At 49.5% G+C, this 806-nt stretch carries 1 protein-coding gene and 1 pseudogene; both read left to right on the forward strand.

What is annotated here, in order from left to right; translation table 11 throughout:
* A pseudogene (locus R7Q46_RS26260) lies at window positions 1-235 on the forward strand (thiaminase II); the annotation flags it as partial.
* A gap of 18 nt (window positions 236-253) precedes the next feature.
* Window positions 254-806: hydroxyethylthiazole kinase (thiM, locus tag R7Q46_RS26265; RefSeq protein WP_318078095.1), on the forward strand; the 553-nt coding region annotated here is incomplete at its 3' end.

Consider the following 806-nt stretch of genomic DNA (forward strand, 5'->3'; position numbering starts at 1 on the left):
AATGCTGATTGAAGATGAAAACACGGTATTCGAAGGCAATCCTTACGCAAGTTGGATTAACTTGTACGGCGGTGAAGAGTTCCAATCCGGCGTGGCAAGTGGGGCCGAACACTTTAACCAGTTGCTGGCTGAAATCGACATCCACAGCCAGCGCGGTCAAAACCTGATTCAGGTATTCAAAACTGCAACGCGTATGGAAGTGGCGTTTTGGCAGCAAGGTCTAAACGCACAATAAGGTTAATTGGAGAATCTCATGTTAATAGAACAAATCACTCAAGCATTAACCGCAGTGCGTCAGCAAAAGCCTTTAGTCGTGAACATTACCAACTACGTGGTGATGAACAACACGGCGAACGCTTTGTTGGCTATCGGAGCTTCGCCAATCATGGCGCATTCAAAGCAAGAAATGGCAGAAATGATGTCGTTTGCTGGCGCTTTGGTGATCAACATCGGCACCCTAGACAGCGTTTGGACGCCGCGCATGAGTTATGCCGTCGAGCAAGCCAACTCGAACGGTAAAATCGTTGTGCTCGACCCTGTCGGTTGCGGTGCAAGTTCACTACGCACCGAAACCTCGCGCGAAATCGCCCGCCTTGCAAACAAGTTAATCATTCGTGGTAATGCTTCCGAAATCATTGCTCTCGCTGGTGAGCAAGCGCAAAGCAAAGGTGTAGATGCACTCGACAGTAGTGATGCAGCCCTTGGGGCGGCTCACTTCTTAGTTGAAGAATACGGAGCGAGCGTGGTGATCTCCGGCGAAACTGACTACATCGTGACAAAAGAGCAAACCGTCCAGCTGAATAATG

The sequence above is a fragment of the Vibrio sp. 811 genome (genome assembly GCF_033339195.1).